The 25,921-nt window shown below is 64.1% G+C and carries 24 protein-coding genes and 1 tRNA gene; 11 read left to right on the top strand and 14 right to left on the bottom strand.

From position 1 onward, the window contains the following. Positions 1-341: 341 nt before the first annotated feature. On the bottom strand, positions 342-1,196 hold the full coding sequence (locus ACNKU3_RS17020; RefSeq protein ID WP_418260750.1) for a class I SAM-dependent methyltransferase: 855 nt from the start codon (positions 1,194-1,196) through the stop codon (positions 342-344). 121 nt (positions 1,197-1,317) lie between these two features. On the opposite strand from ACNKU3_RS17020, the gene ACNKU3_RS17015 reads away from it, so the two are divergent. From ACNKU3_RS17015 to ACNKU3_RS17000, 4 genes are read left to right on the top strand one after another with little or no spacing between them, the layout of a single operon-like run. Next, positions 1,318-3,012 (top strand): hypothetical protein, encoded by a 1,695-nt coding sequence (locus ACNKU3_RS17015; RefSeq protein ID WP_418260749.1) that lies wholly within the window; start codon positions 1,318-1,320, stop codon positions 3,010-3,012. Beyond that, positions 2,999-3,406: a GtrA family protein gene (locus tag ACNKU3_RS17010; RefSeq protein WP_418260748.1), complete on the top strand. Its 408-nt coding sequence runs from the start codon at positions 2,999-3,001 to the stop codon at positions 3,404-3,406. The genes ACNKU3_RS17015 and ACNKU3_RS17010 overlap by 14 nt, the downstream gene beginning before the upstream one ends. Positions 3,407-3,415: 9 nt before the next feature. Continuing rightward, positions 3,416-4,366 carry a glycosyltransferase family 2 protein gene (locus tag ACNKU3_RS17005; RefSeq protein ID WP_418260747.1) on the top strand — a complete coding sequence of 317 codons (951 nt, stop codon included), beginning with the start codon at positions 3,416-3,418 and terminating at the stop codon, positions 4,364-4,366. Positions 4,367-4,368: 2 nt separating this feature from the next. Further along, positions 4,369-6,093 carry a hypothetical protein gene (locus ACNKU3_RS17000; protein WP_418260746.1) on the top strand — a complete coding sequence of 575 codons (1,725 nt, stop codon included), beginning with the start codon at positions 4,369-4,371 and terminating at the stop codon, positions 6,091-6,093. A gap of 1 nt (position 6,094) precedes the next feature. Here ACNKU3_RS17000 and ACNKU3_RS16995 read toward each other — a convergent pair whose 3' ends face one another. Further along, positions 6,095-6,988 (bottom strand): fructosamine kinase family protein, encoded by an 894-nt coding sequence (locus ACNKU3_RS16995; protein ID WP_418260745.1) that lies wholly within the window; start codon positions 6,986-6,988, stop codon positions 6,095-6,097. Positions 6,989-7,053: 65 nt separating this feature from the next. On the opposite strand from ACNKU3_RS16995, the gene ACNKU3_RS16990 reads away from it, so the two are divergent. Beyond that, positions 7,054-7,130, top strand: a tRNA-Val gene (locus tag ACNKU3_RS16990). Positions 7,131-7,272: 142 nt separating this feature from the next. On the opposite strand, the gene ACNKU3_RS16985 is transcribed toward ACNKU3_RS16990, so the two are convergent. Together ACNKU3_RS16985 and ACNKU3_RS16980 are read right to left on the bottom strand one after the other, a co-directional pair. Next, positions 7,273-7,602, bottom strand: a complete 330-nt coding sequence (locus ACNKU3_RS16985; RefSeq protein ID WP_418260744.1) for a hypothetical protein — start codon at positions 7,600-7,602, stop codon at positions 7,273-7,275. A gap of 330 nt (positions 7,603-7,932) precedes the next feature. Then, the gene (locus ACNKU3_RS16980) at positions 7,933-8,760 is read right to left on the bottom strand and encodes a hypothetical protein (protein ID WP_418260743.1); all 828 of its coding nucleotides are present in this window, start codon (positions 8,758-8,760) and stop codon (positions 7,933-7,935) included. A 304-nt stretch (positions 8,761-9,064) separates the two neighbouring features. On the opposite strand from ACNKU3_RS16980, the gene ACNKU3_RS16975 reads away from it, so the two are divergent. Continuing rightward, complete coding sequence (locus ACNKU3_RS16975) at positions 9,065-9,550, top strand: hypothetical protein (RefSeq protein WP_418260742.1); 486 nt, start codon at positions 9,065-9,067, stop codon at positions 9,548-9,550. A gap of 14 nt (positions 9,551-9,564) precedes the next feature. Here ACNKU3_RS16975 and ACNKU3_RS16970 read toward each other — a convergent pair whose 3' ends face one another. The 6 genes from ACNKU3_RS16970 to ACNKU3_RS16945 form a co-directional block, all read right to left on the bottom strand. Then, positions 9,565-10,152, bottom strand: coding sequence for a carboxymuconolactone decarboxylase family protein (locus ACNKU3_RS16970; protein WP_418260741.1), 588 nt, complete (start codon positions 10,150-10,152; stop codon positions 9,565-9,567). Positions 10,153-10,974: 822 nt separating this feature from the next. Then, positions 10,975-11,466 carry a peptidoglycan-binding protein LysM gene (gene lysM, locus ACNKU3_RS16965; RefSeq protein ID WP_418260740.1) on the bottom strand — a complete coding sequence of 164 codons (492 nt, stop codon included), beginning with the start codon at positions 11,464-11,466 and terminating at the stop codon, positions 10,975-10,977. A gap of 145 nt (positions 11,467-11,611) precedes the next feature. Then, positions 11,612-12,955 (bottom strand): Na+/H+ antiporter NhaA, encoded by a 1,344-nt coding sequence (nhaA, locus tag ACNKU3_RS16960; RefSeq protein WP_418260739.1) that lies wholly within the window; start codon positions 12,953-12,955, stop codon positions 11,612-11,614. Between the two features lie 25 nt (positions 12,956-12,980). Further along, the gene (locus tag ACNKU3_RS16955) at positions 12,981-14,606 is read right to left on the bottom strand and encodes a tRNA-dihydrouridine synthase (protein WP_418260738.1); all 1,626 of its coding nucleotides are present in this window, start codon (positions 14,604-14,606) and stop codon (positions 12,981-12,983) included. A gap of 87 nt (positions 14,607-14,693) precedes the next feature. Continuing rightward, complete coding sequence (locus ACNKU3_RS16950) at positions 14,694-15,032, bottom strand: YegP family protein (RefSeq protein WP_418260737.1); 339 nt, start codon at positions 15,030-15,032, stop codon at positions 14,694-14,696. 114 nt (positions 15,033-15,146) lie between these two features. After that, positions 15,147-16,613, bottom strand: a complete 1,467-nt coding sequence (locus ACNKU3_RS16945; protein ID WP_418260736.1) for a protein adenylyltransferase SelO — start codon at positions 16,611-16,613, stop codon at positions 15,147-15,149. An 89-nt stretch (positions 16,614-16,702) separates the two neighbouring features. On the opposite strand from ACNKU3_RS16945, the gene ACNKU3_RS16940 reads away from it, so the two are divergent. The 4 genes from ACNKU3_RS16940 to ACNKU3_RS16925 all read left to right on the top strand — a co-directional run bounded on the left by ACNKU3_RS16940 (position 16,703) and on the right by ACNKU3_RS16925 (position 20,522). Beyond that, on the top strand, positions 16,703-18,598 hold the full coding sequence (locus ACNKU3_RS16940; protein WP_418260735.1) for an N-acyl-D-amino-acid deacylase family protein: 1,896 nt from the start codon (positions 16,703-16,705) through the stop codon (positions 18,596-18,598). Positions 18,599-18,699: 101 nt separating this feature from the next. After that, positions 18,700-19,566 carry an LLM class F420-dependent oxidoreductase gene (locus ACNKU3_RS16935; protein WP_418260734.1) on the top strand — a complete coding sequence of 289 codons (867 nt, stop codon included), beginning with the start codon at positions 18,700-18,702 and terminating at the stop codon, positions 19,564-19,566. Between the two features lie 102 nt (positions 19,567-19,668). Beyond that, on the top strand, positions 19,669-19,959 hold the full coding sequence (locus ACNKU3_RS16930; protein WP_418260733.1) for a DUF1330 domain-containing protein: 291 nt from the start codon (positions 19,669-19,671) through the stop codon (positions 19,957-19,959). 92 nt (positions 19,960-20,051) lie between these two features. Next, positions 20,052-20,522 (top strand): ferritin-like domain-containing protein, encoded by a 471-nt coding sequence (locus ACNKU3_RS16925; protein WP_418260732.1) that lies wholly within the window; start codon positions 20,052-20,054, stop codon positions 20,520-20,522. A 72-nt stretch (positions 20,523-20,594) separates the two neighbouring features. On the opposite strand, the gene ACNKU3_RS16920 is transcribed toward ACNKU3_RS16925, so the two are convergent. Together ACNKU3_RS16920 and ACNKU3_RS16915 are read right to left on the bottom strand one after the other, a co-directional pair. Then, a complete protein-coding gene (locus tag ACNKU3_RS16920) occupies positions 20,595-22,175 on the bottom strand; it encodes an AsmA family protein (protein ID WP_418260731.1) in 1,581 nt (526 codons plus the stop codon). Positions 22,176-22,335: 160 nt separating this feature from the next. Beyond that, the gene (locus tag ACNKU3_RS16915; protein WP_418260730.1) at positions 22,336-23,592 is read right to left on the bottom strand and encodes a valine--pyruvate transaminase; all 1,257 of its coding nucleotides are present in this window, start codon (positions 23,590-23,592) and stop codon (positions 22,336-22,338) included. A gap of 89 nt (positions 23,593-23,681) precedes the next feature. Here ACNKU3_RS16915 and ACNKU3_RS16910 point away from each other — a divergent pair, with 89 nt between their 5' ends. Beyond that, complete coding sequence (locus tag ACNKU3_RS16910) at positions 23,682-24,560, top strand: DUF3667 domain-containing protein (protein ID WP_418260729.1); 879 nt, start codon at positions 23,682-23,684, stop codon at positions 24,558-24,560. Here ACNKU3_RS16910 and ACNKU3_RS16905 read toward each other — a convergent pair. After that, a complete protein-coding gene (locus ACNKU3_RS16905; RefSeq protein WP_418260728.1) occupies positions 24,552-25,451 on the bottom strand; it encodes a M48 family metallopeptidase in 900 nt (299 codons plus the stop codon). The two genes, ACNKU3_RS16910 and ACNKU3_RS16905, sit on opposite strands and share 9 nt — an antisense overlap. Next, a complete protein-coding gene (locus ACNKU3_RS16900) occupies positions 25,448-25,921 on the bottom strand; it encodes a YbjQ family protein (RefSeq protein WP_418260727.1) in 474 nt (157 codons plus the stop codon). Before ACNKU3_RS16900 ends, ACNKU3_RS16905 begins: the two co-directional genes overlap by 4 nt.

The following is a 25,921-nucleotide window of genomic DNA, read 5'->3' as shown; positions in this document are numbered from 1 at the left end:
GCAGTGCGGAAAGTGACGTTCGGGAAATAAAAAAACGCCGCCACTGAAAACAGATGACGGCGTGGTCGGGGTAAAGCAATGCGTTTGCCCAGGTCGATTCAAATCCGGTGCAGCACCGGTCACGTCCCACTGGAGACAGACATCTCTGACTAATGTCTGCCAACTTCCCCGAGGGCAGGCAGTGTTGAGTGGTTCGCGATCCATCCCATGCACAGATCGCGACACCGCCCGCTCCATCCAGTATAGGAAGGGTTCCGGCGGAAACAAGAAATTACCGTATGATATTTTATTATTTCACATCATAACCAATGGTTATTTCATGAAGGGCCCGGACGGGTGGGTCAGTCGGCTTTGCGGAACAGCATGGTCATGCGGTCCGATTCGCCGATGGCGTCCATTGCAGCGCGGCGCTGGGGGTCGTCTTCACTGCCTGCATAGCTCGGTGGCAGGCGCCAGACCACATCTTCGGGGCCGGGCTGGTCCTTGGGATTGGCGTTGATTTCGCTGCTGCCTACCAGGGTAAATCCGGCCGCGTTAAAGGCCGCGATAACCGTGGAGGGTTTCAGGTAACCGCGGCTGCCGTCACTGCCCGGCTCCGGTGCGGACTCCGGCAGGCGGTGCTGGACTACGCCGACCAGGCCATCGGCTTTGAGCATCGCGCGGATCGACGCCAGCGCCTGGGTGAGGGTGCCGGCCTGTTCTTCAAAGCGGTTCAGGTTGTGCAGGGCGCGGATGACCAGCACCCGGTCCACGCTGTCGGCGATGCCCGGGGGAATGTCGGCAAAGCTGAAGCCCTTGGCCTTGATGCCGTTGTCGGTGTAGCTGGCGACATCACCGGCAAACGCCTTGGTGGCGGCGAGGCGCTCGCGCTCCCAGACTTCGCCGCGCTGGAACATGGGCCACATGCGCGGGGCGTAATTGATGCCATAGAGCGTGGCGTCCGACCCCAGGTAGGGTGCAAGAATTCGTGTATACCAACCGCCGCTGGGAAGTACCTCGGCCACGGTCATCCCCGGCGCTACCTGGAAGAACTCAAGTGTTTCTGCTGGGTGGCGATAGACATCCCGCGCGCGGTCTTCGGCGCTGCGGGCGGCGATGACATTGTCCAGCGTCAACTCCTGGGTGACTGCCAGGGAACTGTGCAGCAGTCCGGTGGCGAGGCCTGCGGCGGCCAGCAGACGGGTAAAAACTTTCATCAAGGCTTCTCCAACTGTGAGTTCGGCGGTTGCGGGGTTTATTTCCTTGGCGCATCCCCTGATACTGTGCGCCACAAGAACAGGGAAGCGCAAGGACATGCAGGGGGCCCCGGGGCGATTGTTGAACACGCACAGGTGCATTTTGCTGGCCGGACTGTTCCTGCTCGCGTTGGTGCCGCGCCTTTACTCCGCTGTAACCCTGGGCTGGAACTGGGACCGGCCGGGCAGTTTCACCCTGGTCAATTTCGATGAAGGCGGTTCCTGCCGCGCGGCGCTCGACGGTTTCACCTATAGCCCCCTGACCGGCTACCAGACCATCGCGATCACCTCGCTGCTCGGATACCCGCCACCGGAGGGGGTGCGCGGCAACGCGAGTGCGGTGAAAGCCTACTGCCACAGCCCCCAGCATATCCGCGTGGCGCGGGTGCACTCCGCTGTGCTCGGTGCCCTGACGGCGGTGGCTGTAGCGCTGCTGACACTGCAGTTGATGCCGGCCCATCCGGGGGCCGCCTGGTTCGCCGCCGGCCTGGTGGCAGTCTCGGGATTTCATATCAGCCAGTCCCAGTCGGGGACGGTGGATGCGCCTTCCACTTTCTTTATCTACGCGTTGCTCGCCTGTGTCGCCTGGGCTCTGCGGCGGCGTTCCGCTGTGACGTTGGCGTGCAGTATTCCGCTGCTGGTGGCGGCGGTGTGGACCAAGTTCTGGGCCTTTGCGCTGTTTGCCTACCTGCCGTTTTTGCCGCCGCGTTGCTGGACGGTCCTGCGCGAGGGCTGGGGCGACCTGCGGATCGTCCTGCTGGTGCTGGCCGTGGCGGTGTGGATGGCGGCGCTTTCGAACCAGGATTTTTCCCCCAACTGGTGGTTTGCTCCGCTCGCGGCCTATGCCCTGGTAGTGCCCTGGAACCGGCTGCGTGTCCCGCTGGTCGTTTGGTGGCTGCTGCTGCCCGCGTTGCTGTGGTTGCTGCTGACGCGGGTCGGGCTGGTGCACACCTACACCATGGGTATTGAGGGTACCGCCTTCGGCAGCGGTTATGCGGATATCGGCGCCAACAAGTGGTTGCGCAACCTGGTCAACCTGCCCGCGGTGCTGCTGGTGGGGCTCGGCATCCCCGCCTGCCTGTTGCTCTTCGCGGGCTGCCGCTATCTGTACAGGGAGCAGGACAATACGCGGCTCTGGCTGGTCCTGCTACCGGTGGCCGGTTTTGCGCTGTTCATGGCCTTCCTCGCACCGGTGACCTATTACCGGCACTACCTGCCGCTGCTGCCGGGGGCGGCCATTGTCATCGCCGCCGGCGCGGCGTCCTCCGGCTGGCTGCGGCGGCCCTGGTTGGCACTCGCGGTGCTCGGCTGGTCGGCCCTGCTGGCCTGGGACATGGTCAGTGATTACCACAACGATCCGCGGCGTGAATTACGCCCCTGGTTTGCCGCCAGGCCTGCGGCCACTGCCTATTTCAGCTATTACGTCAATCCGCCGCCCGGAACCCGGGTCGCCCTGTTCCGCCCGGAATACGCCGCGGGGGATGCCGCCAGCCTGCGCCAGGCGGACTACGTGATTCTCAGCGAGAACTGGTACGACACCGCCTTTGCCAATGAACTCAACGGCCCGCGCACCGACGTGCTGGAGCGACTGGTGAAAACCACGCCGGCACACGCCCTGTTTTACCGCCGCGCGCTGGCCGGTGAAAACCCCCTGCTGGAGGAAGTCCAGGCCTTCGAGCTGCCGCATTTCATGCCTGAACTGCTGCTGCACCGGGCCGCCTACGGCAACTTCCAGCTTTTCGTCGGCGACCTGAGGATATTCCGTGTCCGGCATTAGCAAGGGGATGTTCGCACGTGGATTGCGTTTCGGTGTGGTAGGTGTGCTTACCGCGGTGCTGCACTACGGCGTGTTGCTGACAGGCGTCGCGCTGTTGGGGATCGGTAGTACGCTGGCGAGCAGTATCGGTTTTGTCGTGGCGGTGTGTTTCAACTACGCAATGCATTACCACTGGACGTTCTCCGCGCCGGAAGGGCAGCAGGCGGCCCCCCACGGTCGCGCGTTGCGCCGCTTCCTGGTGATGGTCGCCTGTGGCTGCCTGATCAATGCCGGGATCATGTATTGCGGTGTTCACCAGCTGCACTGGAATTACCTGCTGGCCCAGGGGGTGGCGCTGCTGGTGGTGGTAAGCTGGAATTTTACCCTGGCCAACAGCTGGGTATTCAGGGTTTGAGGAGGCGCTGTGGCGCAGTTGCTGACAGTAGTAGTGCCGGTCTATAACGAGACCGCTGTACTGGAACATTTTCATCGACGCCTGAGCGCGGTGCTGGCGGGCTGTGACGCCGATTTCCGGATTCTGTATGTGGATGACGGCAGCGAGGGCGAGTGCCTCGCCATTCTCGAGTCACTGCGGCAACAGGACGAGCGCGTGGGCGTGATCGAGCTGAGCCGCAACTTTGGCAAGGAAGTGGCCCTGTCCGCGGGCCTGGATCACGCGGGGGGCGATGCCATCATCCTTGTCGACTCAGACCTGCAGGATCCGCCGGAGCTGATCCCCGAGTTCATCGCCGCCTGGCGTGAGGGCTACGACATGGTCTATGGCCAGCGCCGGGAACGGCGCGGCGATTCAGCCCTCAAGCGTATTACGGCACACGGCTTTTACCGTGTCCTGAATCGACTGAGCGATATGGAGATACCCCGCGACGTGGGGGATTTTCGCCTGCTCAGCAGGCGCGCGGTAGACGCCCTGCGTTCCCTGCCGGAACGGCACCGCTACATGAAGGGGTTGTATGCCTGGGTGGGCTTCCCGCAAAAGGCCATCCTCTATGACCGCGAGGCTCGAGCCGCGGGAAAGACCAGCTGGAACTACTGGCGCCTGTGGAATTTCGCCCTCGAAGGCATCACCTCGTTTTCCGCCGCGCCGCTGAAAATGGCCACTTACCTCGGCTTGGTGACGTCGACCCTGTCCCTGCTTTACGGCCTGTTCCTGCTGGTGCGTACCCTGTTGTTTGGCAACCCGGTACCCGGTTATCCCTCCCTGATCATCATCGTGCTGTTCCTCGGCGGGGTGCAGCTGATCTGCCTGGGTATTATCGGCGAGTACCTGGCGCGGACCTATAACGAAAGCAAGCAGCGGACACTGTATTTCACCAAGGCCTACCACCGGCCCCGCGGCGACCGTGAGGAAACCTGATTTTGCCTGACCCCCAGAAGTCCCCGGCGAGCCTGTTTGCCGATACCTCAATCAGCGGGTTGCGTATCCTGCTGTTTGTCGCCGGCGTTGTGCTCTACCTGTCCTTCGGCTACACAGAGATGATGGGCTCGGACCTGTGGTGGCACCTCGCCGCAGGACGCGAACTGTTCCAGACCGGCACACCGTGGATGGTCGACGACTGGTCCTATTCCGCACACGGCCACGACTGGCTGAACCACGAGTGGTTCTCCGATGTCATTTTCCACAGCTGGGCCGCCGTGTTCGGCATGGATGCGCTGGTGTACTGGAAGTGGCTGGTGGTGATCGCCACCTACCTCATGTTGCAGTGGACCCTGTTGCGTGAAAACGGCAATCCCTTTGCCGCGCTACTCTGTGCGGCTATTGCTGTGGCCCTGGGCGCCCCGTTTATCGACGTGCGCCCGCACCTCTACAGCCTGTTGTGTTACGCCCTGCTGTTGTGCCTGCTGTTGGGCCGGGAGCCGCGCCGCTGGGTGCTCGCGCTTTTGTTCCTGGTATGGGTCAACCTGCACGGGGGCTTCTTCTTCGGGCTGATGGCGCTGTCGGTGCTGGTCTTCCCCTGGCGTGATTTCAGCCTGCCGCGCCTGCGTTCCGCGGTGCTTACCTGCCTGATCTGCGTGGCCGCGGCCTCGCTGAATCCCTCGGGGCTGAAAACCTTCCTCTACCCGCTGATCTACGCCTTCGACAGCAGCTCGCCCTTCCGGGAACTGGGCGAGTGGCACTCGCCCTTCCGCCCGGGCGGGATTCGCGCGCCCCTATTCTTCTATTTCATGTGGGCGCCGGCACTGGCGCTGTTTTACCTGTTGCCGCAGGTGCGCCGGCGGACCGGGGTGCCCTGGGAAGGACTGGTACTGACCGCACTGACCCTGGCCATGGCGCTGACCAGCCGGCGTTTTATCCCCATTTTCGGGATTTCCCTGGCGGTGATGCTGGCACCGCTGGCCGCGCTGGTCTGTAACCAGCTGCGCCACCGGGCGGCGGCATTCGGCGTGGCGGTGCTGGTGCTGCTGTTCGCTGCCTGGCGCGTCCTGCCCTACCCGGTGCAGGCGGCGCCGGCCTTCCATTACCTGACGGCGGAGTACAGCTACCCGGCGGATACCGTGAGCTTTATGCAGGCCAATCATTTCAAGGGCAATGTGTTCGCGCTGTACAACTGGGGCGGCTACCTGCACCTGCGCACCGACGGCGAGCTCAAGGTATTCATCGACGGCCGGGCGGATACCCTGTACTCGGCGGAGACCTATCTCCAGTACGTGGGCATTCTCAACAACCGTCCCGGCTGGATGCAGGCGATCGAAGCCACCGGGGCGGACTTTATCCTCTGGCCGAGTACCCAGCGCAACGGGCAGGGCATGTTGCAGGCACTGGTGGGCAGCGGCAAGTGGCGGCTGCTGTACCAGGATGCCGTATCCTGGCTGCTGGTAAGGTCTGACCGATCGCTGCCGCCGCGCCTGCTGCCCTCGCCGCCATCGGCCGATCGGGACCTGAGCGCGGCAATGGGCTACGCCCGCAGGAACGACGCCGCCAAATCACTGGAATACGCGCAGAAGGCCAGGCAGCAGGAACCCTGGCAAAAGACTGCCTGCCAGCTGGAAATCAACCTGCTGCGCCACCAGCAAAAATCGGCGGAGGCGGATGCCGTACTGGCCGAATGCCTGGCCAGCTTCCCGACCCGCATGTTGCGCTGAGCTAGCCCAGTTCGGCCAGCAGGCGTTCTGTTACCGCCAGTGCCTGCCGGGCGTAGCCGCCACCGAACAGGTTGAAGTGATTGAGCAGGTGGTAGAGGTTGTAGAGGTCCCGGCGCGTGCTGTAGCCGGCATCCAGCGGCAGGTGGTGACGATAGGCGATGTGGAAGTCCGCGCCGAAGCCGCCGAACAGTTCGGTCATGGCGATATCCGCTTCGCGGTCGCCGCGATAGACCGCCGGATCGAAGACCACGGGCTCTCCCGATGCCAGCACACCCCAGTTGCCACCCCACAGGTCACCGTGGAGCAGGGCGGGGTGGGGCTGGTAGTCGGTGAAGAAGGCCGGGAGTGCTTCGATCAGCAGGCGCCCCTGCGTTTCCAACCGGGCGGGAGCAGCGTTGCGGGCGGCCAGGTCGAGCTGGAAGCCGAGCCGCTGCTCTCCGAGGAATGCGACCCAGTTGTCTGAAGCCTGGTTGGGCTGGGGTGTGGCGCCGATGAAATTGTCCCGCGCCCAGCCGAAGGACTCCCCGGCCTGCGCATGCAGCGCTGCCAGCCCCTCTCCCAACTGCGCGCCGGCAGTGCCGGCGGATCCTCCCAGTACGAGGAATTCCAGCACCAGCCAGGCGGTATCGCCGCTGGCGCCAGCCATGAGGGGGCGGGGTACCGCCAGGGTCCGGCTGGCGCGGATGGCCTCCAGCCCCTCCAGTTCAGCCTCGAACATCCCGCGCCGCGCCAGCGGGCCGGTCTTGACGAAGTAGCATGCCCCGTCGCCCTCCACGCGGTATGCGCTGCTGATACAGCCGCCGCCGACGGCGCGGGCATCCTCAGCCCGGAACCGGCGCCCGGTTGCCGCGGATACCGCCGATGCGAGCGCCTGCCAGTCCTGCCGATCGACCAAGGAATTTCTCTCCAGAAGGTGTTGAGCATTGCCGCGGTCGTCTATATAATCGCCGGCCTCATTACAGGACTATAGCTCAGTTGGTTAGAGCGCTACCTTGACATGGTAGAGGTCCCCAGTTCGAATCTGGGTAGTCCTACCAAACACAAAACCCTCGCCGCCAGGCGGGGGTTTTTTGTTTGGGCCGGCCCCCGGTTGAGAACTGGCCGTTCGACAGCAAGCGCGAGCTTGCTGCAACGAGGTGCGCCAGCGCCGAAGCCCTGCTTTCTCCAGGGAGTGGCTCCCTACCGGCAGATTGCTCCATCCCGTGGTGTGCAGAGCAGGGCGACAAAGTCATCGGCCATCGCGTCGGTCTGCGTCATCTCGCCTTCACTGAAGCGGCGGAATACCTCCTCCACGGCAGCCACTGGATCGGGGTGGTCCACCTCGTATACCGCTGCGTACTGGTGTTTTGCGCGATTTCCGCGGAAATCCCTGACATCGAAGCGCTGCACTGAAACGATACCCGGACAGTCCAGGACATCTGCAAGATGGCAGTTGTCGTACCACTGGTTAAAGGCCTCATCCTTCCCGGGTACCGCGTTGGTCAAGGCGATGAAAATTTCCCGAGGCATTAGGCGTTCTCCTGAATCGTGCATTCGAAGGTCTCAGGTTCACTTTAACTGATAGCACAATCTCGCGAGAACGCTGCGACTTCTCCTGCGGCTCCCGGGATTTGCTGTTTTTCAATTTCCTTCAAATTGTCCCCCGGTGGGCCTTTGACCCCGCTGTGGAACCCTCAATAGCATCTTTCTCCATTGTTGTTGCACCGTGAAGAGGTCAATTGTTATGGCGTTTGAAGGATCTGAAGGCCGGTTGAGTTGTGCACGATCAGGGTAATCAAGGCTGCCCCGCCGCCGGGGGCCACTGGTTCGTGGTGGCCCCGGGGAGAGCTTGCTGTCAGGCTACAGCTGGTAGCTCAGGGTGAGCGTCGGTCCCTTGAGTTCGACGTCGAACTCGGTCTCTACCCGCTTGCCCTCGTGGGTGACATCGACATCGGTAAACTGGTAGCCGAGCGCCGCGCCGAAATGCTTGCTGAAGCGGTAGTGCACCCGCGGGTGGGCATAGACAAAACTGCCGTCCCATTCGTCGACATTGGCGCTCATCCAGCCGGCAGTCACGAAAAAGGTCCATTTGTCCCCGAGGCGCTGGATCCACTGCCCGCGAATATTGGGTAGCGGCGCCAGCAGGTCCTCGTTGGCCTTTTTGCTGTCGAACTGGTTGTTGTCTGTTTCGATCCGGGCGCGCAGGCTGGTCTCGAAATCGAGCATGTGTATCCCCGCCCCGAGCGAGACTTCGGTGGCCGCGGAGTTGTAGACGGTATACATGAGATCGACAAACAGGGTGTTCACGCTGAAGTCGGTTTTCAGCGCTGCGTCCACCGGGATAATCGATCCCCCGTAGTTGAATTCCGAGTCGCTCCTTACATTGCCGTCGCCATTGAAGGCATCCGCGGCGATAACCAGGCCCCAGTGCCTGGCAAAGTTATAGCGGTACTCCGCGTACCAGGAGTAATAACTTTCGTCGACACCGAGGTCGTCCAGGTTGACGGTGTGCTCCGGTAAATGGGCCACACTGGCCCTGATATCGGCATTCGCCTCCTGGTGTGCTGCACCGAGCAGGAAGGTGTGCCGGGCCGCCAGGTCGTGACTGGCGGGGGGGGAATCCTCTGCAAAAGATGCATTGCTGGCGATCAGGGTGACTGCGGTGAATAGCATCAGAGGTTTCATCATTGGAAGCAGCTCCAGGATAGGTCGATCAATCGTACCGCCAGTTGTTTTATTTACCAGTAACGGCGCTCTCCCGCCAGACTCTTGTACGACAGCCCGGGGAATAAAGTGATCCGGGGTGCGATAATCTGGTGCTTCGTTGATCAAGATCAATCCGAAACCCTGCGCAGGTCCGCACGCGGCGAATTATACTTCTGGCTTTAAGGCCTCAGTGCCCTGGGAGCGGATTCTTCGTCGACCTCGCAGGCAGCAGGGCTGGCAGGCACTGATTCAGCATTTTCCACCTGGAAAACTGTGGAGCGACATAATGGGAAGTACGGGAAAATCGGTTTCATCTCGCCTGAAAGAAGAACTGTACCGCTTCGCCATTATCAGCGCGTACCTGTTTGTGTGTTTTTTCGTGGTCATGTTGTACGGTGTGTCGCAGCAGGGGAGCGCCGGGATAGAGGAGATTTCCGTGGGCCTGGCCCTGGTGAAGGCCCTGGTGATGGGCAAGTTCATCCTGATCGGCGAGGCCCTGTCGATCGGCCGGCGGGGTGACGCACACCCGATAGCCTGGCGTATCGCGTGGAAGAGCCTGGCCATGTTGCTGCTATTGATCGTGTTCAAGATACTGGAGGAAATCATCGTCGGCTGGTTTCACGATCGCTCCGTAGCGCAGGTCTACGAGGAGTTTTCCCAGCTGTCCGCGATCCAGATGATCGCCCCCACCCTGATGATGTTACTGGTCCTGGTGCCCCTGATTGGCGCAACGGAACTGCTGCGATTGCGCGACCTGGAGAAAACAGCGTAGTACAGGGGCCCCGGTCAGGGTTGTCCGAATTCCTCGGCCAGCGCGAGCAAATCCGGGTTGCGTTCGACGCCCGCGCTGTTCATCACACCTGCCACCATTGCGTAGCAACCGACGGTAAACATGAAATCCAGTAGTTGCTGCTTGCTCCACTGGCTGGCGAGCAGTTCCCAGTTGCCTTCGCTGATGTTCCTTTCCTGTACCAGTTCTTCGGCCGCCCGGATCACGGTGCGTTCGAACTCGCTGAAGTAGGGGTCGTCCGCGCCGCGCTTGATCGGATCGAAAATCTCCGTGGGCAGGCCGCAGCGCTGGCTGGTGTTGAGGTGGCTCGACCACATATAGGTGCACTGGCAGATCCACGCGGTGCGCATGATGGCGATCTGGCGCTGTCTTACCGGCAGTGTATTCTCCGTCAGGACATGCACGTTCAGCGGCGAGAAGGCGTTGGCCAGCGCGGGGTGGTGGGCGAAGGTGAGCAACACCGGATTTTTGTCCACATCGCGGAAAAAGTCGTTGCTCCATTGGCCGAAGAACGCGCGGGTTTCATCGGTGAATTCGTCTGGCTGTATCTGTGGCAGGCGCGCGGGAGGATCGGCTTGCGGCATGGCTGCTACTCCGTCTTATTGTTTATGCTGGCAGTCGGGCAACCGCCTCATCGGCGCGGAATTGCCCGGTGGAGGTCAGTCCACAGCCTGACATTCTAGTCGCAGGAGGCCTGTGGAAACAGAGGTAGCCTTGCTTCTCGCGCAATGCAGCGTATGAGCGGGGAGAGCATCCCCATCAAATTGAACTGTAGCTTCGCGTAGGTATCGCGCTATCCAGGACGCTCGCAGCTACCGGAACAGGATGACTGGTGGAGTCCTGGTCCGGCCGTTCTCGTCGCGCGCCGGGCAGCTACCACAAGGTCACCATTCGCGGGCCCTCGATCGTATGCACCCGAAGCGATCTCGAGTGCTGGGGCATCCGGTTTCCCGATTGTCCACAATTGGCGCACTGGTCAAAGCTCAGCGACGGTTCAGGGTTCGCGTCTACATAATAAACTTCCACCGCCGTCAGGATGGTGCAGAGGCAGAGGAAAATGGCCGCGAGAATGACTTCGTCAATCCGGCGAAAAAATTTTGGGGTACGAGGCATGTCGGCACACCTCCGCAGTTGATTCGTACGCTGATATGAAACCTGAATGTCGCGGAAGAAGCGATTACGCCCAATAACGCCGTCCTGTGGGGTGTGCTTGCGACTATCGAATTACCAGGGGACAGTTTGCTGGCGCGTCTGACACGCTGCGGTTGTAGCCATACTGGCCATGCACGTCATTTGGCCACATGATCCGTGTTTTCCTTGATTGCAGGGGTTAAAGCCCGCCACTAACGTGGCAGGTTTTAACCGTTGAATGGTTCCGACCACCCCGCGCAGGCGGGTATTGGTGATCAGGCCGGCGGAATCCGCAGGCTCTGGCCCGGGTAGATGTGGTCGGGGTCCTTCAACATCGGGGTATTCGCCTCGAAAATCAGCGGGTACTTGCTGGCGCTGCCGTAGAACTGCTGGGCGATCTTGCCCAGGGTGTCCCCGGACTGCACGGTGTAGAACCGGGCCTCCGTACTGGCGGCGGGGCTGGCTGCCTCGGCGGCTACCGCGGGCGCATCCACGCTGAGCTGGCAGTCCACGCTGGCGATGCCGTGCTGGTTGCCGGCGCAGAGCACCATTTTCTCCAGCGCTTCCTGGCTGGGAGCGCTGCCGGTCAGGGTGGCGACCTCGCCGTCGACGGCGACGCTGACCTGTTCGCCGTCGATGTCGAGCTGGGCGATTTTCTTGCTGATGGATTCCTGGCGCAGCTGGTTGAGGCGTTCCGGGGTTATTTCCACGGCTTTTTCCAGGTCTTCGTCTACGCCGGCGTTCCTGATGAAATCAAACAGGCCCATGTTGGTATCTCCTTGCGGGTAAAAGTCGAGCCGCCGGCGCGCGGGTGGCCGGCGACATACCAACTATAGTCAAGCTGCGGTGAGAAACGAGTTTTTCCCGGCCTGTTAAACCCGACCGGCGATAAACCAGCGAAGGCCGGCCGCTTCAGGGCCTGGGGGTGCGCGTCAGTAACCAGACGACGCCGCTGACACCGGCAACCGCCGAGGCCAGCAGAATGCCGGTTTTCGCGGCCAGCAACAGCTCGGGCCGGCCGGCGAAGCCGAGATCGGCAATAAAGATGGACATGGTGAAGCCGATGCCGCCGAGCAGCCCCACGCCGATCACGTGGCTCATACTGAGGTCCGCCGGCAGGCGGGCGACCCCCAGTTTCAACGCCAGCCAGGTAAACGCGGCGATGCCCAGGGGCTTACCCAGCAGCAGGCCGCAGACCACGCCGAGGGTGACCTGGTTGGTGAGCACACTGCCGATCTCGCCGAGGTTCACCGGGATGCCGGCGTTGGCGAGGGCGAAGATCGGGATCACCAGGTAGGCCACCGGCAGGTGCAGGAAGTGTTCCATCCGCTGGGCCGGCGCCTGGGAGAGGCGGGCGCCGTTGCCGAGGGTCATGACCAGGGCGCGCAGGCGGTGGTTGTGGATGATGTCCGGGCTCGAGGCGATCGATTTCTGCATCTCCCGGGTGCTGTCCTGGACCTTTTCGATAAAGGTGGCGGGATGGAACTTGGGCCGGATGGGTATCACGAAGGCCACCACGATACCGGCGATGGTGGCGTGGATGCCGCTGGCGAGCATGGCCGTCCAGAGCATGGCGCCGACCAGCGCGTAGGGCGATGGCCGGCGCACGCCGCCGAGGTTGAGCGCCACCAGGACGCCGGTGAGCAGGACTGCGTAGAGCAACGCCACCAGGTCCAGCTGCGCGGTGTAGAACAGGGCGATTACCGCCACCGCGCCGAGGTCGTCGACGATGGCCAGGGCGATCAGGAAGGTGATCAGGCTCTTGGGAATCCGCGATCCCAGCAGGCTCAGCGCGCCGATGGCGAAGGCGATGTCCGTCGCCATGGGGACGCCCCAGCCCTTGGCCTCGGGGCCCGTCGGGTTGAAGGCGTAGTAGCCGAGCGCCGGGACCAGCATGCCGCCGACGGCGGCGAAGATCGGCAGCAGGGCCTGGTTGAGCGAGGCGAGTTCCCCCGCCAGCAGTTCGCGCTTGAGTTCCAGGCCCATCACGAAGAAGAACATGGCCATCAGGGCCTCGTTGATCCAGTGGTGGATGGACAGGGCGAACTCGTACTGTCCGAAGCGGATCGCGATTTCCTCGTGCAGGAAGTGCTGGTAGCCCTCGTGCAGGGGGCTGTTGGCGATCACCAGGGCGACCACCGCACAGATCATCAGCAGCACGCCGCTGGTGGTCTGGCGGTGGATGAACTCCTCCAGCGGGGTCAGGATGCGGTCGAACGCTTTTTCCCAGGGGGCGTTGTAGACGCCTTTAGCCACGCTGTTTCTCCTTGTGCCGGACCTGTCAGGCTTCGCTGGCGGGCAGGAAGGGGCCGTCGACGCAGAGGCGGCGTCCGTCCGGGGCGGCACAGGCGCCGCAAATCCCCACGCCGCACTTGGTCAGGTAGTCGATGGAACTGTTGATCTGGTCCTCGCGGCAGAACTCCCGCTGCACGGCTTCCGCCGCGCGCACCATCGGCGCCGGGCCGCAGTTATAGAAGACCAGCTTGTCCAGTTCCCCGGTGCTGAGGCCCTGCAGGTACTGGCGCAGCGATTCGGTGACCACGCCGTGGAAACCTTCGCTGCCGTCATCGGTGGCGACGTGCACGTCGGCAACCTTGCGGCACTCGTCGACAAAGTACAGGCGATTGGCGCTGCGGGCGCCGGCGAAGATGGTCGCGTTGCCGAAATCCCGGGCGATCTGGTAGACCGCCGCCAGGCCCGTACCGCCGGCCACCGCGACGATGCGCGCGTCCTCCGGCGGGTCCACCGGGATGCCGTGGGGCCCGCGCACGTAGCACTGGGTGCCCTCCGGCAGTGCCATCAGGGCGTGGGTGAACTCGCCGACGTCGATGATGGCCAGGGTGAAGGGGTCGTCGGTGAGCGCGGAGAAGGGCTTTTCACCGAGGCCGGGAATCCACAGGAAGAAAAACTCGCCGGGCTGGACGTTGACCTTGCGGTCGAAGCGCAGCAGGGCGATGTCCTCGCAGACCCGCTGGTTGCTGACCAGGGTGACCGGCTCGAAGCGCATGTCCACGTCGTAGTAGACCTGCTCCTCCGCCTGGTTCCTGCCGCGCTCGAGATCGTTGGCGAGGGTGCGGAAATAGTCGCCCATCTCGGCGGTGCTCATGCCGACCAGGGCGGAGCCGATACCGACGATGTTCGAGCCCGCATCCATGTAGGCGCGCACGTCATCGGCGGAGGAGGCGCCGCCGCAGCCGATAATCGGCAGCGCGCTGGCGGAGCGGATCTCGCGCACGCACTTGAGCCCGATCGGCAGCACACCCTTGCCGGACATGCCGCCGGCGCCGTTGGAGAGCACCGGGTGGCCGTGGGCGGAGGTATAACCCGGGCCCACCGTGTTGATGGCGCAGAAGCCGTCGGCGCCGCCCGCTTCCGCGGCCCGGGCGATCACGGCGATGTCCGGCGTGTTGGGGGTGAGCTTGGGAATTACCGGGATGTCCACCACCGCTTTCACCGCGGCGACAATCTCGCGCACCATGTCCGGGTCCTGGCCCATGGCCATGCCGTAGCCCTTGGCGTGGGGGCAGGACAGGTTGAGCTCCAGGCCATCGGAGACCGGCGCCAGAATCTTCGCTACTGCCACGAACTCCGCCACGCTGCCGCCGAAGATGGAGGTCAGCAGGAAGCGGTCCTCGGGGATGCGCAGCTGCGCCATGGTTTCGGCGGCGGCGTGGGCGCCGGGGTTGGTCAGGCCCACCGCATTGACGAAACAGCCGGGGGCATACTGGCTCAGGACCGGCTCACGGTTGCCCAGGCGCGGCTCGAGGCCCACGCTCTTGGTGGTGAGCACACCGACCTCGGGCATGTTGTCGAAGATGTACTGGATGATCGGTACGGCGGTACTGACGATGCCGGACGGGATGGTGAAAGGGCCGGACAGGGTCTTGTTGAAGAATTGTATGCTCAAAGCGGGGCTCGTCGGTTGAACTGCGGGAAACTGGGGCAATTATACTGCCTCGCGGCGCGATGCACGACCGCGCCGCGAGGCCGGAAATCAGCTGGCGGTCTCGTCCTTGAGTTTGGTGGTGGCGCCGTTGTTCTTCACCGACTTGATACCGCCCTTGCAGGCGGCATCGGACTCGTACATCTCGCTCTTGCCGATGACCTGGTGGTTTTTCGCCTTCAGCACGAAGTAGGCTTTGCCATTGCTGGACTTCTTGCTCTCGTAGCGCTCGGCATCCTTGCAGTTGTTCTGCACCGATGCGATACCGCTCTTGGCGGTTTTCTTGCTCTTGTACATCTGGCTGGTCAGGATGGTCTGGCCATTGGTGGCGACCAGGTTGAAAAAGAATTTGCCGCCCTTGGCGGCCTTGATTTCAAAATAGCCCGGCATTTTAGTCTCCCCGTGGTTTATGTCTGGCAAGCAAGCCGCCCCTGCGGCTTCTTTACAGCCTAGCCGGTGGCGGGGAAAGCGCCAGTATGTTGCAGTTCAAACCGCGCCGATGCATCAGGTGCCGCAAAAAGTGCGCTCCACAACCTGCTCCGGGCGCGGGGGCGTGGCGTAGGGGCGGTCATCCGGGTCGAAATCGAAGGGCCGGGCGGTGCGCTCCACCAGCGCGTGGAAGGGTTGCAGGTCGCCCCTGTCCTCCGCGGCGCGGATCGCTGCTTCCACCAGGTGGTTGCGCGGGATAAACACCGGGTTGGCGCGGCGCATGACCGCCAGGCGCTGTTCCGGGGTGAGGCTGTCGGCGGCCAGGCGCGCGCGCCACTGTGCCAGCCAGGGCGCGAAAGCCGCGGGGAATTCGAACAGTTCGCCCACCGCTGGTTCGCCGCCGGCCAGTTCATAGAGGCGGCGGAAGGCGAGGGTGAAATCGGTGCCGTGGGTGTCGAGGTTGGCGAACAGGGCATCCACCAGCGCCTTGTCGTCGCCTTCCAGCCTGTCCAGTCCCAGCTTGTCCGCCATGCAGCGGGACTGGGCGGCGAGGAATTTGTCCGGGTAGGTATCCACTGCCGCCTGGGCCAGCTCGACCGCCCGGTCCTGGTCCGCGTCGATGACCGGCAGCAGGGCGTGGGCGAGGCAGGCGAGGTTCCACTGGGCGATGCCCGGCTGGTTGCGGTAGGCGTAGCGGCCGCCGCGGTCGATGGAACTGAATACCTTGTCGGCGTGGAAGTCGTCGATGAAGGCGCAGGGGCCGTAGTCGATGGTCTCGCCGCAGACCAGCATGTTGTCTGTGTTCATCACACCGTGGATAAAACCCAGGGCCTGCCAGCGCGGCACCAGCGCGGCCTGGGCGTCGACAACGCACTGCAGCAGCGCCAGTGCGGGACTTTCCGCCCCGGCAAATTCGGGGTAGTGGCGGGCGAGGCTGTGCTCCACCAACAGGCGCAGCGAAGCGTGGTCGCCAACCGCGGAGAAATACTGGAAGGTGCCGATGCGGATATGGCTGGAGGCCACCCGCGCCAGCACGGCGCCGGGCAGGGCCCGGTCGCGGATCACCGGCTCGCCGGTGCTCACCGCGGCCAGCGCCCGGGTGGTGGGTACGCCGAGCGCGGCCATCGCCTCGCTGACAATATATTCGCGCAACACCGGGCCCAGTGGCGAGCGGCCGTCGCCGCCGCGGGAGTAGGGGGTGGGGCCGGAACCCTTGAGCTGGATGTCGAAGCGCTGCCCGTTGCGGTCGAGCACCTCCCCGAGCAGCAGGGCGCGACCGTCCCCCAGTTGCGGGTTGTAGCTGCCGAACTGGTGGCCGGCATAGACCGCGGCCAGCGGCTCGGCGCCCTCCGGGACGTGGTTGCCGGCGATCGTGGCGATGCCCTCCGCGGAGTCCAGCCAGTCCGGGTCGATACCCAGCTGGCGGGCGAGTGCGTGGTTGACCCGGATTGCCCCCGGCCGGTGTACCTGCGTCGGTTCCTGGCGGGTGTAGAAGGCGCCGGGAAGCCGGGTGTAACTGTTGTCGAAGGGAATCGGTCCCATGGTCGCTCTCTGTCCTGCGCTGCGTGATTCTGCTATATGTGCGTTGAGTAATGGTAAACCATCCGGCCACAGGTCTTAAGGAGGGGCAGTTGTCGCGTAAAACCTGGGATACCCTGATCCAGAATACGCTGGTTTTCGACGGCAGCGGGGAGCGCCCTGCGGAAATGGACATCGCCATCAAGAACGGCAGGATCGCCGCCAAGGGCATGTTCCTGCCACGCTCCATGGCGGCGGAGGTGATCGACGGCAGTGGCCAGTGGCTGATGCCCGGGCTGCTCGACATCCACACCCACCTCGACCTGGAAGTGGACCTGGAACCGGGTCTGCCGGAGGTGGTGCGCCACGGCACCACCACCGTGGTGGTGGGCAACTGCAGTCTCGGGACCTGTTTCGGGCCCCAGCGCAGCAACGGCCAGGACCCCATCGTCGACTGCTTTACCCGGGTGGAGAATATCCCCAAGCCGGTGCTGGAAAAGTGTGTCGACGCGCTGCACTGGAGCACTACCGGCGGGTACATGGAGCATTTCGCGAAACTGCCACTGGGGCCCAATGTCGCGACCTTCCTGCCGCATTCCATGCTGCGGGTGGAGGTGATGGGGCTGGAGGCGAGCATTTCCCGCGAACCCACCGAGGCCGAGTTGCAGAAGATGGAAAGGCTGGTGGCGCAGGCGATGGAGCAGGGCTATCTCGGCCTTTCCACCGATGGCCTGCCCTTCCACTACCTGGCCAACGAGCCCCACAAGGACAAGCGTATCCCCACCCAGTTTGCCGGTTTCGGGGAACTCAAGCGGCTGCTGAAGCCGGTGCGCGAGCGCGGCCGGGTGTGGCAGACCACGCCGATCCTGGACAACCGGCTCAAGGCCTTTTTCTTCTTCCTGCTGACCAGCGGCCGCCTGTTCGGCAAACCCCTGAAGACCTCGGCGCTGTCCGCGGTGCGCTTCGTACTGGCGCCGCGGGCCAATAAAGCCTTCCTGGGCTTCGCCGCGCTGATGAACAGCCGGCTGTTTCGCGGCGCCATCCACTTCCAGGCGCTGGCCACCAACTTCCGCATCTGGTCGGACGGCATCGTCAGCCCCCTGTTCGAGGAACTCGGCTCCACCAGCCGCCTGATCGCCCGGGAGTACGCCGACGCCGAGGGCCGTCGGGCGCTGCTCAACGATCCGGAATTTGTCGATGATTTCCGCCGCGACTGGAGCCACGGCCGCAACGGCTACGACGCCGCGACCCTGCGGGCGAAGCTCGGCCTGCCGGACAACCTGGTGCCGCGGGAACTGGCGATGATGCATTTCGACGGCGCGCCGTTGCCGGAGTGGGAGGGCGAAACCCTGCAGGCGGTCTACCAGCGCCTGCAGTATTTCCAGAATGGCGGGCGCGGCAAGGCCCGTTCTGATGCCGAGCGCGAGGCTTTCGAGGCATTTCCCTGCCCGGTGGGCGACGACGCCAGTTTCATGCTGCACCTGATGCGCCACTACGACAAATCCTTCCGCTTCTGGGTGGACGTGGCCAACACCGACCCCGGCAGGACCCTGGACCTGCTGCTGCACCGGCACACCCTGCCGGGCTTCAACGACTCCGGCGCCCATATCACCAACATGGCCTTCTTCGACAGCAACCTGAACGCCCTGAAGCTGGCCCAGCAGCGCTCGCCGCGCACCGTCGCGCAGATGGTCCGGCGCCTGACCCGGGAACCGGCGGCGTTCTTCGGCCTGGACGTGGGCAGCCTGGAGATTGGCGCCCAGGCGGACATTGTGATGATCGACCCGCAGGCCCTGCAGGACTGGGACTGCAACGCCAGCCGCGAATTCGTCTACCGCCCGCTGTTCGAGCACCGGCAGATGGTCAGCCGCTCCGATGGCGTGGTCACCCACACCTTCATCAACGGCGCAGCGGTGTGGCGTAACGGCGAATACACAGAGGTGCTGGGCAGGCAGCCCCTGGGTCGCGCCCTGCGCGCCGGCAGTGACAGTGCCGCCGCCAGCCACTAAGATGGTCGCCCGCTGTAGCGCGGGTAAAACCGTTCGCAAAAAGCAGTACCAATAAAAAAGGAGAGCCGGCCCGAGTAGCCGGCCCCAGGGAGTCCCGCACCATGCAGCTTGGCGTCGCCTATCCCACTACCGAAGTACCCGGTGATCCGGATGCCATCCGCAAGTTTATCCGCGCCGCGGAAACGCTCGGCTATACCACGCTGATGGCCTACGACCACGTGGTGAAAACTCCGCAGGAGGGGCGCGAGCCGCCGCTGACCGGCCCCTACACGGAAAAGGACAGTTTCCAGGACCCCTTCGTATTTTTCAGCTTTGCCGCCGCCGTGAGCGATACCCTCGATTTCGTCACCGGGGTGCTGTGCCTGCCGCAGCGGCAGACTGCGCTGGTGGCCCAGCAGGCGGCCGATGTGGACCTGCTCTCCCGCGAGCGCCTGCGCCTCGGCGTCGGTATCGGCTGGAACTACGTGGAATTCGAGGCGCTGGGTATGGAGTTCCGCAATCGCGGCCGCCGGGCGGAGGAGCAGATCGAGTTGCTGCGGCGCCTGTGGACGGAACCGGTAATCGATTTCACCGGTCGCTATCACCGCATCGACCGCGGCGGCATCAACCCCCTGCCGCGGCGCCAGATCCCGATCTGGCTGGGCGGGCATTCCGAGCCGGGCTTCGTCCGCGGCGCGACCTACGGCGACGGCTTTATCTTTGCCGCGGACGGCGCGACCGCGGTGGAACACTGGGCCCGGGTCCGCCACCACCTCGAACACCTGGGGCGCGACGTCGGGAGCTACGGCCGCGAACTGCTGGCGATCTTCTCACGCAGCCCGCAGGAGGCCGTGGATCACCTGCGCACCTTCCGGGATGCCGGCGGCCAGCGCGGTTGTATCCCTTCCGCCGGGCGAGGGCTGGGCGCGGATATCGACGCGCACATCGATTACATCGCCGAGGCGAAGCGGCTCTGGGACCGGGGCTGAGCCGCAGCGGCAAACCGGGCGCTGTTCACCGATGGCCCACCCGCTGACTGTTATGTATAAAGGGGAGTGCGTCGCACTCTGACAACGACAAGGAAACAGGCAATGACCGCATACGTTATCGTTTACCAGGAAAGTGAAATCCGCGATCCGGATTCCTACGCCGAATACCAGAAGATGACCCGCGAGGCGCGCGGCGACTTCGACCTGACCCCGCTGGCCGTCTACGGCAAGACCGAGGCCCTGGAAGGCCACGCCCCCGAGGGCGTGATCGTGCTGAAGTTTCCCTCCGTGGCGGAGGCCAAGGCCTGGTACAACAGCCCTGCCTACCAGGCCGCGCTGCCCAAGCGCCTGCAGGCGGCGGACTACCGCACCATCATCGTCGAGGGTCTCTGAGACTATTCTTATTTCGTGCTGGGGGCTTGGCCGCCAGCGCGCTTTGGTACAGAATGTCCTGACTTTTTCTGTGGATTAGAGGCAGGGTAGAGATGGCAAACGAGAAACTGGCCCGTTTCCTCGCCCATTCGGTGGAGCTCGAACGCGAGGCGCGGCGCTGTTACCTGCAACTGGCGGGTGAGTTGAAGTCCGCCGGAAACTTCGAAGTCGCGGACTTTTTCGCCCGTATGGCCGAGGAGTCCAACCTGCACCTGGCCGAGGTCGCGGAACTGGCCGAGGGCATGCAACTGCCGGATTACAGCGAGGACGAGTTCGACTGGGCGGGCGACGTGCCGCCAGAGTCGACGGCCAGCGGCGATGCGACCCCGTCCATGAGCCTGCGCGAGGCGATCCTGCTGGCGCTGGTCAACGAGCGCGCTGCGAACAAGTTCTACGCGGCTTACGCCACCAACTGCGGCGATCCGGAAACCCGGGTCATCGCCGCCCAGTTCGCCGCCGACGAGGCCTCCCACGCCCAGCAACTGGTGGCGCGACTGGCGCGCATCCAGGACCGGGTGGCCTGAAGCCGGGAACCGCCCCGGGCAGCGTAAACAATTCCCGGCCCGCGCCCGCATCCACGGGCGCGATGTGCCCGGCTATTTGCCGAACAGTTTCTTCAGCTTGTCGCCGGCGTCCTTGCCGTAGCGGTCTTCCAACTCGTCCTGCAATTTGTTTTTCAACTCGTTGCCGCCGAGGTCCTTGAGAATCTCCTTGCTGTCCACCGAACACCATTCCTTCGGCTCGCCGGCGAGATTGCCCTCACACTCAACCGGCCACTTGATGCTGGTAATGCGCTCATTGACCCGGCAGGCGGGGTCGAGCTGCTCCAGCGCCGGCGACAGCCGGGCGTTGAACACCGCGTCGAAGTCCTGGCTTGCCAGGTCCAGCTTGCCCTTGCCGCTGAGGCTCATTTCCGGCAAGTCCGCCTTCAGCGGTTGCAGCAGCGCCCTGCCATTCTCCAGTTGGACGGTGGCGGAAAGCTGCTGGAACTGGCTGCTGTCGGGCAGGGCATTGCTCATGGCTTCACGGTTGGCCAGCGCGACGACCTCGCAGAGTTTCTGTTCGACACCTACCGCGGTAAGCTCCGCGTTGTCCGTGGTGAGGTGAATCGGGCCGCGCAGGCTGTCGCGGATGGCGTCCGCGGTGTTGCCCTGGCCGCGCAGGTCCCAATCCAGGTTGGCGCTGCCGGTCAGCACCGTCTCCACCTGGGAGGCCGCCAGCAGGCTGGCGATATCGACGCCGGTGAGGCTGCCTTCGGTGTTGATACGGGGAACGGCGGGTTGGGCATTGAGATTTGCCTTCATCGCCAGCTTGCCGCCGTACACATCGCCGGTAATGCCGGGCAGGATGGCGTTGCCGTTGACCACGCGGAGCCGGGCCTGCAGGTTGTGGATGGCGTATCCCTGCCACAGCACTTCATCGATTGTGAGTTCAGCCCGGGTGTCCATCGCGCGCAGCGCGTCCAGTGGCAGGACCTCTGCTCCCGCCGCGCTTGATGATGTATCCACCTCGGCGGCAGCGTCGGGGCCGGCCAGGGCATAGAGGGCCGGAGAGAAACGGTTGAGATGCAATTTGGCATCAACTTCAGGACTCGCATCCGCAGCGTAGTTGAGGGTGCCTCCGCCCCGGACCTCGCCATGCTCCAGGTCGAGTGTGAGTTCGGCATTGCGGGATTCGATGTCGACAGGCCCTGACAGCACCAGCACCACCGGGTCATCGGTGATGCCGTTGAGAATGGCCCGCACCGCGGAGAGGTTCAGCAGCCGGGCGCGTTCATCGAAACTGAATTTGCCGCTTACATCGACGCCTGGCGGAGTGTCAGCACCGCTGGCTGCAGCGGCAAAGGTCAGGTTATCCAGCGCGAACCGTTCCACCTCCACGCGCAGCGACAGCAGGGGAAACAGGCGCAGCCCGAGGTCGAAGCCGTCGGCGTGCAGGCCGGGTTCCTGATCGTCGGGCATCTGCAGAGAAATATCCCGCAGGCTGATGCCCGGGCGCGGGATCAGCCGTAGCCTGGCGTCACCGCCGATTTTCAGGCTGATGCCGCTGCTGTCCTCGATTTGCGCCAGAACCGGGTCGAGCAGCTTTTTACTGTCCACGAAGGCGGGCAGGAGCAGCAGTGCCAGAAGGATCAGTGCGAGGAAAATCGCGAGAATCAGCAGGGTCTTGCGCAGCATGGTTTACCTTGAGCAGTGTCGAACGTCCCATTATGACCGGAAAAGCGCACGAGGGTTCGTGTCGTGCGTCCCTGTGGCAATCCAGACCTCTGGTCGGTGATGCTGAGATTTCCTGTTTTGGGGCGAGGGGGTAGGCTGGATCCGCGGTAATCGGCGGCGCTCAGTCCCCGTCGTAGGCCCGGCGCACTTCCTCCGCAATGATGGCGATGCCCGCCTCGACCGTGGTGCTGTCCATCGCATAAGAGACCCGCAGGCATTCCTGCCGGTGCCGCCAGTCGTCCTCCAGGCCGACGAAGAAATTGTGCCCCGGCACGACCAGCACACCGCGCTGCTTCAGGCGCTGGTAGAGTTCCTGGCTGCTGATCGGCAGGCCCTCGAACCACAGCCAGAGGAAGATCGCACCCTCCGGTTTGTGCACCCGCCAGGGCAGGTCGCCAAAGTGCTCGCGGCAGAAACCGACGGCCTGTTGCGAGCGCTCCCGGTAGAAGGGGGTGACGTGCTGCTGTGCCAGCCTGCGGATTTCGCCGTTGGCGAACAGGCTGCGGGTCAGCAGCGGCCCGAGGGTGCCGCAGGCTAGGCTGGCGATGGTATTGGCGTTGGTGAAGGCGCTGACCAGTTCTTCCCGGGCCACCAGGATGCCGGTGCGCACGCCGGGCAGCCCGAGCTTCGACAGGCTCAGCGCGAGGATGGTGTTCTCGTTCCAGTGGGGCCGGGCCTCGGTAAACACGATCTCCGGGAAGGGCTGGCCGTAGGCGCCGTCGATGATCAGCGGGATACCCTGTGCCCGGGCGATACTGTCGAGGTGGGCGATCTCCTCGTCAGTGAGTACGTTGCCGGTCGGGTTGGTGGGCCGGGAGACACACAGTGCAGCGGCCTCCGCACCCACCTGCAACTGCGAAAAGTCCACGTGGTACTTGAACTGCCGGTCATCCAGCAATTCGATGGCGGGCCTGGTGGCGCTGAAAAATCCCTCGCACAGCCCGGTATCCGCGTAGCCGATGTATTCCGGCGCCAGCGGCAGGTGGATGCTGTGCTTGCTGCCGTCGGGCATTTCCCCCGCCAGCATGTTGAACAGCAGGAAAAAGGCCGCCTGGCTGCCGTTGCTGATCGCGATGTTCTGCTCGCCCAGCTGCCAGCCAAACTGCTGCTGCAGGAAGCGGGCGATTTCACGGCGGAATTCGCGGTCGCCCTGGGGGGACTGGTAAATACCGAACAGGGAGTGGCGTTGTTGCGGGTCCGCGAGCAGGGCTTCGAGTTTTTCCCCGAACACGGCCTCCATGCCCGGCACCCGGCCAGGGTTGCCGCCGCCCATGAAGATCATGTCCGGATTCTCATTGAGCGCGGTACCGAGATCGTCCATCAATGCGACGATGCCGGACTCTCCGGCAAATTTTTCACCAAATCGGGACAGCTTCACGACACAATCTTCACAGGGCAACGAAGGGCGCTATGTTAGCGCGGGCGCGCCCGGGTGCATAATGGGAAAAACCGCGGGGAAGGGGATCGATGGAGCAGGACCTGAAACACTGCCGCAACTGCGGCGCCGTGGTGCGCGGTCAATACTGCGCCGATTGCGGCCAGCGCGAGGGCATTGCCGACCAGCGCTTCCTCGATGTGGCGAGGGACCTGGCCAGCGATTTCATCGAGATCGACTCACGCTTCTGGCGCACCCTCTACCCCCTGATGCTGCGCCCCGGCCTGCTCAGCGCCGAGTACTTCGCCGGCCGCCGGGCGCGCTACCTGCCGCCGTTGCGGCTTTACCTGGTACTGAGTTTCTGCCTGTTTCTCTACTTTTCCTTCGCGACGTCCAGTGGTCTCGCCCCCGCTATCGTGGTGGGGGACGAGGTGTCGGCGGACAGCGAGGCGCTGGTGCAGGTCAATGTAAAGCCCGACGACCCCAACGACCTCGATATCCACCTGTCGATCACCAATGAAAACAGCCCGGAGTGGCTGCGCCAGGCCGAGGAGCGCATGGAGCACAATATCGCCGGCCTGCGCGACGACCCCGGTCCGCTGGTCGAGTCGATGCTCGATTACGCCCCGCAGGTGATGTTCCTGCTGCTGCCCCTGTTTGCCCTGCTGGTGCAGTTCGCCTATCTCTTTTCGCCCTTCCACTACCTGCAGCACCTGGTATTTGCGCTGCACTACCATTCCTTTACGTTCCTGTTGTACCTGCTGGACGTGGCGCTGGAGAAGTTCTGGGAGGGCGCGGGAAGTGTCCTGATCCTCTGGATGCTCTGTTACCTGCCGCTGGCCCTGCGCCGGGCTTACGGCTCCGGCTGGGGTGGCGCTCTCGGCAAGTCGCTGCTTGTCTATGTCAGTTACGGGGCCTGCATGGTGATGGCTTCCGCGGCAGTGGCGGTGATGGCGCTGCTGCTATTGTAGTGCCGGTTCCCCGTCCCCGGGGTCCGCAGCCGGGGTCGCGCTGCGCAGCGCCTCGGGCAATGGCCGGGTGTGGGCGTCCGCGCTGTCGCCAGCCATGGCCTCGCGGATCAGTGCGATCCGGCGTTCGCTGCTCGGGTGGGTGCGGGTGAACTCCGCCCATTGCCCCGGGCCGTCATCGATGGCGCGGAAAAACCCGTCGGCCCCCGCCGTATGGCCGTAGTGCTGGCGCAGGATGGCCAGTGCCCGGCGGTCGGCCGCCAGTTCCATTTCCCGGTTGAAGCTGAGCAGGGTGAACAGGCCGCCAGCTCCCAGGCTGCTGCCCCACAGGCTGTTGGCATTGCGCCCGAGCAGCGCCGCCAGGGCAATCTGCACCACCACCCCTCGCCCGGCGGCCTCGATCGGGTGGCGCAGTTGCACGTGGGCGATTTCATGGGCCAGTACCATGGCCAGCCCGTTTTCACTATCCACGCTGTTCAACAGGGGAAGGGTGACAGCGATGTTGGCGCCGAGGGTGGCAAAGGCGTTGGGCGCGTCCATATCGACCAGGTGGAAATGGAAGTACGCGGGGGGCACGCGCTGCGCGGGGGGTTCCCCCTCGATGGGCAGTGCGAGGCTGCTCTCGAGAAGGCTTGCGCCGAGTGCGGCGACGGCGTCTTCACGGGCGTCGGGAGACGTCGGTCCGAGCGGCAGGCCATCCTGTGGCAGGGCGCGGGCTTCCCAGGCGAAGGGGATGCAGGGGGCAAGGAGGTGGATCGACAGGCTGAGCGCGGCGACCGCGAATACCAGCGCCGCGCTCACCCCGATGGCGAGGACCAGGAACTCGCGCAGCGGGTTGTCGTTGTGGGCGTTGATGCCCTCGGGAATCCGTGGATTGCCCTCTGGCAGGCTCACCGCGATCCCGCTGTCCCGGGAGGAATAAGGGCTGTGCCGTAAGCGAGTACTTCCACCGAACCGAGGCCCTGGGCCGCGTTGCCGGAGACCCGCGCGGTCTCGAACTTCATGTTGATCACCGCCTGCGCGCCGAGGCTGTCCGCCTGCTCCTGCATGCGCAGGATAGCCTCGCGGCGGGCGCGGTCGAGCAGGGTTTCGTAGGCGCTGACGTTGCCGCCGACCAGGTTGCGCAGGCCGGCCACCACGGTCTTGAAGTAGTCCACGGAAATGACCACGCTGCCGTTCACCAGCTGGCTCTGGTGGCGCAGCATACCCTCCGGCGGGAAGCGCTCGGCGAGTACCAGCAGGTGCCGCAGCTGGTCCTCGCGCTCGCGAATCTCCCGGTAGTGGCGCGATTCCGCCCGCCGGCCGAAGAGATAGCCCGCCAGCAGCAGGGCGAAAAAAATGCCCAACTGGGCCAGTGCGCCCAC

This window comes from Haliea sp. E17, from assembly GCF_048323675.1.
Taxonomy (GTDB): domain Bacteria; phylum Pseudomonadota; class Gammaproteobacteria; order Pseudomonadales; family Halieaceae; genus Mangrovimicrobium.
This window is presented reverse-complemented; position numbering and strand designations above follow the sequence as displayed.

Excerpts from the sequence above, each read along its gene's own strand:
- ACNKU3_RS16945 (WP_418260736.1), bottom strand. The coding sequence starts at position 16,613 with ATGGGACCGATTCCCTTCGACAACAGTTACACCCGGCTTCCCGGCGCC.
- ACNKU3_RS16925 (WP_418260732.1), top strand. The coding sequence starts at position 20,052 with ATGGCAAACGAGAAACTGGCCCGTTTCCTCGCCCATTCGGTGGAGCTC.
- ACNKU3_RS16970 (WP_418260741.1), bottom strand. The coding sequence starts at position 10,152 with ATGCCGCAAGCCGATCCTCCCGCGCGCCTGCCACAGATACAGCCAGAC.
- ACNKU3_RS16950 (WP_418260737.1), bottom strand. The coding sequence starts at position 15,032 with ATGCCGGGCTATTTTGAAATCAAGGCCGCCAAGGGCGGCAAATTCTTT.
- ACNKU3_RS16910 (WP_418260729.1), top strand. The coding sequence starts at position 23,682 with ATGGAGCAGGACCTGAAACACTGCCGCAACTGCGGCGCCGTGGTGCGC.
- ACNKU3_RS16920 (WP_418260731.1), bottom strand. The coding sequence starts at position 22,175 with ATGCTGCGCAAGACCCTGCTGATTCTCGCGATTTTCCTCGCACTGATC.
- ACNKU3_RS16975 (WP_418260742.1), top strand. The coding sequence starts at position 9,065 with ATGGGAAGTACGGGAAAATCGGTTTCATCTCGCCTGAAAGAAGAACTG.
- lysM (WP_418260740.1), bottom strand. The coding sequence starts at position 11,466 with ATGGGCCTGTTTGATTTCATCAGGAACGCCGGCGTAGACGAAGACCTG.
- ACNKU3_RS16930 (WP_418260733.1), top strand. The coding sequence starts at position 19,669 with ATGACCGCATACGTTATCGTTTACCAGGAAAGTGAAATCCGCGATCCG.
- ACNKU3_RS16980 (WP_418260743.1), bottom strand. The coding sequence starts at position 8,760 with ATGATGAAACCTCTGATGCTATTCACCGCAGTCACCCTGATCGCCAGC.
- ACNKU3_RS16985 (WP_418260744.1), bottom strand. The coding sequence starts at position 7,602 with ATGCCTCGGGAAATTTTCATCGCCTTGACCAACGCGGTACCCGGGAAG.
- ACNKU3_RS16935 (WP_418260734.1), top strand. The coding sequence starts at position 18,700 with ATGCAGCTTGGCGTCGCCTATCCCACTACCGAAGTACCCGGTGATCCG.
- ACNKU3_RS17020 (WP_418260750.1), bottom strand. The coding sequence starts at position 1,196 with ATGAAAGTTTTTACCCGTCTGCTGGCCGCCGCAGGCCTCGCCACCGGA.